This window comes from Rhodococcus sp. 05-2255-1e (assembly GCF_002259025.1).
GTDB lineage: Bacteria > Actinomycetota > Actinomycetes > Mycobacteriales > Mycobacteriaceae > Rhodococcoides > Rhodococcoides fascians.
Map to the genome: position 1 here is coordinate 627,242 of NZ_NOZE01000013.1, position 6,325 is coordinate 633,566.

Here is a 6,325-nt window from a genome sequence, read left to right on the forward strand (position 1 = left end):
GGGGCGGGCATCGACAGTGCACTGCACGCATCCGGGGGGATATCCATGACACGCGCCGACAGCCGTCCCGCAACGACGAACACACCGTCCGACGCAGCCGAACCGACCATCGCATCGGACCCGGCCCGACGTGCGCAGGGGCTGCGTGCCGTCTTCGCCCAGGACGTGTGCCGGCTGACGGTGTCGGCGAGGTCGACCCAGGTTGATATGGCACTGCCCGTGGACGTTCCGGTGTCGCTGTTGATTCCGGGGATCGTCGACATGATCGCGTCACGAGCGGAGCCTGCGGAAGGACCGGGTCCGGTCGGGAGCCGGACCGCGGACTCCGGATCCGACGGGTTGTCGGGGGCCTGGACGCTGTCCCGTATCGGACGCCCGCCGCTACCGTCGACGTCCACACTGTCGGAACTGGGCGTACGTGACGGCGACCTGCTCGTGTTGGGTGTCGCCGAGCGTCCGGCACCGACTCCGTTGTTCGACGATCTCATGGATGCCGTGGCCCGTTCCGGCACCGACGACGTTGCTCAGTGGACCGCGCGTACTGCACGCACGGTCGGTTCGATCATCACGGGCTCGACGGTGCTGCTCGCCTGCGGAATCGTTCTGAGTGACCCGGTTCGATCCGGTGCCGAGAACACGAGCAGCCCGGTCGAGGCAGTCGCCGCGGTCACGGCCGCGGTCCTGTTCGCCGTTGCGGGGATGATCCTCGGCCGGCTGTACGAGCAGGTGGCCGTCGCGGTGCTTTTCGGGGGATGCGCGTCGGCGCTGATGTTCACCGGTGGAACTCTGTTCGTGCCCGGCCAGTTCGGGGCAGCTCACGTGATGTTGGGTTCGGCCATGGCAGGCTCGATCGCGCTGTTGTCTCTGCGAATCGGCGGTGCCGGGCTCGCCGTGTTCACCGGGTCGATCGTGCTGGCAGTGTCGGCGTTCGCCGCGGCGGTCTGCGCGTTGTTCACCGTGATGACGCCGGCGGCCATCGGTACCGTCGCAGCACTGGTAGGTCTGACCGGAATCGCCGTGTCGGCCCGACTGTCGATGATGCAGGCGCGGCTTCCGTTGCCTCCGGTTCCCACCGCCGGTGCCCCACTGGACACCCCCCAGGAGGCGGAGCTCGATTCGATGTCGTTCGCAGATCTGCAGGTGGCAGCCACGCGCGCACGGAGCTACCTGACGGGATTGCTCACGGCGTTCACGATCGTGGTGGTGATGGGAGTACTCGCTGCGGCGGCGAGCGACACCGCGACCGGTTCCGGGTGGCCCGGCATCGCCCTCGCCGCACTGTGCGCGCTGGTGCTACTTCTGCGCGGACGCACGTATGCCGTTGTGACACATGCCGTCCCACTCGTCGGTGGTGGTGCGGTCGTCCTGTTCTCGCTCTCGGTCGGGGCAGTGATCACATTTCCGGACCGTGCACTCGAGTTGTTCGGCGCGGCGTTGGCCGCCGCCGTCGTCGCATCCGTGTTCGGAGCCCTGGTTCCGACCCGCAACTATTCGCCGGTGATGCGGCGATCGGCCGAACTGGTGGAATACGCCGCGATCGCCCTCGTCATTCCGATCGCAGTATGGGTGTGCGGTCTGTACAGCGTCGTCCGCGGACTGTGACCGCGCGCCGGCGTCGTGCGCACACCGTTGCCGCGCTCACCGTCCTGACCCTCACCTACGAAGCACTGATGGGACCGTCCTTCGCGCACGCCGAACGCCCGCTCATCGATCCGGTGCAACTGCCACCGCCCAGCCCTCCCGCGCCTTTGGAACCGACCGAGCAGAAGAACGCGTGCGCCGTCCCCTCCGAAACGATCGACGCCCAGGAAATTCCGACGGCGCAACAGGCACTCGACTTCGCGTCCGTGTGGCCGATCACTCGCGGAGCCGGTCAACTGATTGCCGTCATCGATACGGGCGTCACGCCTCACCCACGTCTGCCGGGTCTGATTCCTGGGGGCGACTACGTCGGCACCGCCGACGGATTGTTCGACTGTGACGCGCACGGCACGATGGTGGCCGGTCTCATCGCCGCGCAGACGGCCTCGGGCAGCGGTTTCGCCGGCGGCGCTCCGGACGCCCGCATCCTGTCGATCCGTCAGTCCAGCAACGTGTTTCAAGTCGTGGACAACAGGACCGACCAGGAGAAGTCGACCGAACCCGAGAACGCTGCCGGGTACGGAAACGTACGGACGATGGCCATGGCAATCCGGACGGCCGCCGACGCAGGCGCATCGGTCATCAACATCTCCGAAGTGGCGTGCGTACCGGCCGGCGCAGGCGTCGCCGACGGCCCACTCGGCGCAGCAGTGCAGTACGCCGTTCGCGAGAGAAACGTCGTCGTCGTCGCCGCGGCGGGCAACTTCGGGAGCGACGCGTGCAGGGCACAGAACCCCATGCCCGACCCGGTCCGGCCCGAGGCGGACCCGTGGGAAGGGTTTGCGACCATCGCGACACCTGCCTGGTTCGACGACGTGTTGACCGTCGGTTCGGTCGAGTCGGACGGTTCGCCGTCGTCGTTCAGCCTGGCCGGACCATGGGTGGACGTGGCTGCTCCGGGCTCCAACATGACGTCGCTGTCGCCGGCGGGCAACGGCCTGGCCAACGGCATTCGGGGCACCGACGGCGTAGTACCGATGACCGGAACCAGTTTCGCCGCACCGCTCGTCGCTGCGACAGCGGCACTGGTGCGGGCGTACAGGCCCGATCTGTCCGCTCTCCAAGTGATCGACCGCATCGAGCGAACAGCTCATGCGCCGGCCGACGGATGGAATCCGTCGGTCGGCCACGGTGTCGTCGATCCACTCGCTGCAGTAACCGACGTCGTGACACCGACGCAGCGAACCGTCCCCGCAGATGCGGTCGCGATCGGTGCGCCGCTCCCACCGCTCGCCGTCGATCATCGGCCCCGCGATGCGGCGGTGGCCGGGTCGGTAGTGGTCGCGGTGATTCTGGGCCTCGGAACGGCAGTCTCCATTCCCCTGCGCCGACGACTGTGATCGGCTCGCCCACTCACCGGGACTACTTGGACGGAAGCGCGGCTGCCTGCGGGTCCGCCGCGACCCCGTCGTGCATGGTCAGCGCCTGACCACGCCCCAGAGTCGGCCCGCTGCCCAGCAACTGCAGAATCTGCCACGGTGCAGGAGCCGGAAGTCCGAAGCCCAATGCCGACGCTGCATCCGCACCCTCGACTCCGTAGCGAACTCCCGTGTCGGCGACGAAGAAGACGCTGTCCTGACGGGTACTGGCCGTCGAGATACCGGTGCTTCGAACGAATCCGCCGCTACCCGGCGACAGATGGACCTGGTCGACCGCATCACCGCCGCCGTCCGCCTGAGCCAGTTCCACCGGTGAAGCGGTGGTATCGAGTGGCAACGACCGTCCTGCGGATTCGACCAGCTGCGCAGTCGGACCACCGTCGGCGACATCGAGTGGTGACCAGGTCAGACACCCGACGGGCCTCTGACCCGAGTCGACGATGTCGGGAGTCGTCGGTGGAAAGGTCGATACGTCGAGCCCGGACATCGTCTTGGGAGCGTCGGCCAGGATGTCGGGATTGACGGCCGCGATGTCGGGGCTGCCCTGCGAGTCGGCGAACTTGACGAGTAGGGCTGCGGTTTCGCTGATGGCTTGGATGCCGTCCTCGAGCACGACGTAGTACCGAACGTCGCGGCCGGCAACCTTGACCACGGAGCCGATAGGCCGGTTGTCGAACGGGTAGGCGGGGATCTCACCCGCTCGCGCTATGAACGGAGCCGTCACCGCAGGCGACTGCGGTACCGCGTTGAGCAGACCGGCACTGACCGGCGTCGGCGTCGCATCCTCGAGGCCCAGCGCACGAACGACAGCTCTGTCCGCCAGATCGACCGGCGACTTGGTGCCGTCGTGGACGAGATACGCCGCACCGCCCGAAGTCCACAGGAATGCCTCGGATGGGCCGAGCGCAGCCGCGTTCTCGCCGTAGCGGGGCTCCCCCACGATCACTGTCGTGGACGTGACGCCGGCGATCGGATCGACGGTGTCGCACACGGTCCACGACTCGGCCTCGCCGTCCGGGTCGTGCGGCAGCGCCGACGGGGCACCGGGAATTCCGACCAGCGCACCGCGAGGTCGCGACGCCAGTTCCGACTCCTTCACCGTCACAGGGTTGTCGGGCCTTCCCACGATCAAACGCGCCGAAGCAAGGTTCAGCACCGGATGGAACACGCCGTCGACGCTGACGAACATGGCGGCCGACTCCTTACCGACCACGATCGACGCGTCGCCGATCTTGTCCTGAGGCCGAAACAGCGCCAGTGCAGCGCAGCCCGCCAGACCCACGCATGCGACGACGACACCCACCATGAGCGCGCGCGACTGCGACTTCATCGGGTCGTGCAGCATCCGCGCGTCGCGCCTGATGAGGGCATGTTCCATTCGTCGGACGAGAAAGCGGTATCCGCCGACCTGCCATTTCGTCGTCGGAGTAGATGCCACGATTCCTCCCCAGGATTGTGCCGACCCGATCCCCCATCGGGTCACGCGACACAGTACAGTTCGTCCGCACCCATCGGCGACCGCGTCGGCGACGATCGATCGGGCTGCAACCTTCGGGGGGAGGGTATGTGATGACGCGTTCGAGGAGACGACGGCGCACGTCGGTCGTGTCGTTCGCCGTGCCAACTGTTCGAGGGTTGCTCGCGGCCGAAATAGCTACTTTAACAACAACTCTCGCACTACTCGCGGCCGACGTGCCCGTCGAGTGGACGCTCACCGCCGCAGCGACGGTGTCGCTCGTACCGTTCGTCGCCTTTCGGCGAACGTCGATCGCCGGCTGGCTGGTCGTCGCTCTACGCTTCGGATCCGGCCGAGTCCCTGCCGTCGGGGTGACAACAGAAGATGTCGACCCCGACGGCCGGCCCGTCGGTGTGCACTGGCAGCGCGATACCGTCACGTGCACCGTGGAGATCATTGCACCGGAACACGACACGACGGTGCTGGCGCGAACGCGAGCCGACACACGACACACGCTGCCCATCGAGGCGTTGACGTCGTGCTTTCGGCAGCACGACGTCGAGGTTGCCGCAATCGACATCGTCGCGCTCGGGTTTCGAACCGCCGACGGTTCGGTGGCCACCGACGTGTACGAGGGCCTCATCGGCCCGTTGCCCGCCGTCGCGCAACGGACGGTGTGGGTGTCCGTCACTCTGGACGTACGGGCCAACGCCCGGGCGATGGCAGCGAGGGGCACGGGCCGGACGGGGGCGGCCCGAACCGCGGTCGTTGCAGCCCTCCGCATTGCACGCGCCTTGGAATCTCATGGACTGTCCACACGGCTGTCGACGGCCACGGAACTCCGAGCCGCGGCATTGCACCTGAGCCGGGGTGTCGACACCGACGACCTGACTCAGGTGTGGTCCTACGCTCCATTGCCCGGCGTCGCGAGTACGGGTTACGGAATCGATTGCAGCACAATCACTGTCGACGATCTTTCGGCCTTGTGGGCGACACCGTCGCTGGGTACGACCATGTCCGTTCACATGCGCCCCACCGACGAGCCGAGCCGCGTCCGCGTTCGTGCGTCGTGCAGATTCGCTGCGCGAGAGGCAATCTCGAGGCCCGATGTTGCTTCACTGACCTCGATGGCCGGACGTCAACGAGACGGCATTCTCGCCCAATTGCCACTGGCTGTGGCAACACACTCGGCAGTGATGCCGGTCGGAACCCTCTCGACCTCCGCACTGCAGGCCTGGGCGTTCCCGGTGAGTGGTTGCGGCCAACTACTGGGATCGGATACGAACGGAAACGGTGTGGCAGTGCGGATCTTCGGGGCGAACCTGCCGCGGGTCAGCATCGTGGGCGAGCTCTACCTCGCCCAACAACTTCTGTTCCGAGCCGTGGCGATCGGAGCGCGAGTTGTCGTCAGAACGGACAGACCGCACGCCTGGGGAGCCCTCCGCGACGCCATCGGGGAGCCCGAGCGGTTTCTGGTCGACAGCGACCACACTCGGGTGCGGCCCTCGTACGACGTCGTCGTGGTCGACTTCGCAGACGGCTCCATCTCGCTCGATCACCAATCTGTCCCCGGCGTCACTGTGATCTTGCTGACCGAGCACGAACCGCCGCATGATCCGGCGGCACCCGGGCCGTCCCGACAGAGATTCGCCGCGACACTGTCGATCGTTCAGCCGCGTGCGTCGGGTGACCGTATTCGGGTGCGTTCGGGTCCCATCGACATCGAACTGACGCTGGTCACCATTCCGCAGGAAACGGCGTTCATCGGTCGACCGAGAAGTCTTCGACCCGCCGTCCGAGTCTGACAGTGTCAGCCGGGGTACGGGACGCGCGCCCGCGCGCTCGACAC

4 protein-coding genes are annotated in these 6,325 nt (G+C 67.1%); 3 read left to right on the forward strand and 1 reads right to left on the reverse strand.

The window, feature by feature from the left end:
* Nucleotides 1-45 precede the first annotated feature (45 nt).
* Both eccD and mycP read left to right on the forward strand, forming a co-directional pair.
* Nucleotides 46-1,602: a type VII secretion integral membrane protein EccD gene (gene eccD / locus CH262_RS13095; RefSeq protein ID WP_094717717.1), complete on the forward strand. Its 1,557-nt coding sequence runs from the start codon at nucleotides 46-48 to the stop codon at nucleotides 1,600-1,602.
* On the forward strand, nucleotides 1,563-2,981 hold the full coding sequence (gene mycP / locus CH262_RS13100) for a type VII secretion-associated serine protease mycosin (RefSeq protein ID WP_179274980.1): 1,419 nt from the start codon (nucleotides 1,563-1,565) through the stop codon (nucleotides 2,979-2,981). The genes eccD and mycP overlap by 40 nt, the downstream gene beginning before the upstream one ends.
* Nucleotides 2,982-3,003: 22 nt before the next feature.
* Here the strand turns inward: mycP and eccB are convergent, their stop codons facing one another.
* On the reverse strand, nucleotides 3,004-4,458 hold the full coding sequence (gene eccB, locus CH262_RS13105) for a type VII secretion protein EccB (RefSeq protein ID WP_094717718.1): 1,455 nt from the start codon (nucleotides 4,456-4,458) through the stop codon (nucleotides 3,004-3,006).
* Between the two features lie 179 nt (nucleotides 4,459-4,637).
* Between eccB and eccE the strand changes: the two genes are divergently transcribed.
* Nucleotides 4,638-6,281 carry a type VII secretion protein EccE gene (gene eccE, locus CH262_RS13110; protein ID WP_179274981.1) on the forward strand — a complete coding sequence of 548 codons (1,644 nt, stop codon included), beginning with the start codon at nucleotides 4,638-4,640 and terminating at the stop codon, nucleotides 6,279-6,281.
* Nucleotides 6,282-6,325: the final 44 nt, after the last annotated feature.

What these genes read in the sequence shown, in the direction of transcription:
- eccD (WP_094717717.1), top strand. Translation starts at nt 46, where the DNA reads ATGACACGCGCCGACAGCCGTCCCGCAACGACGAACACACCGTCCGAC.
- mycP (WP_179274980.1), top strand. Translation starts at nt 1,563, where the DNA reads ATGGGTGTGCGGTCTGTACAGCGTCGTCCGCGGACTGTGACCGCGCGC.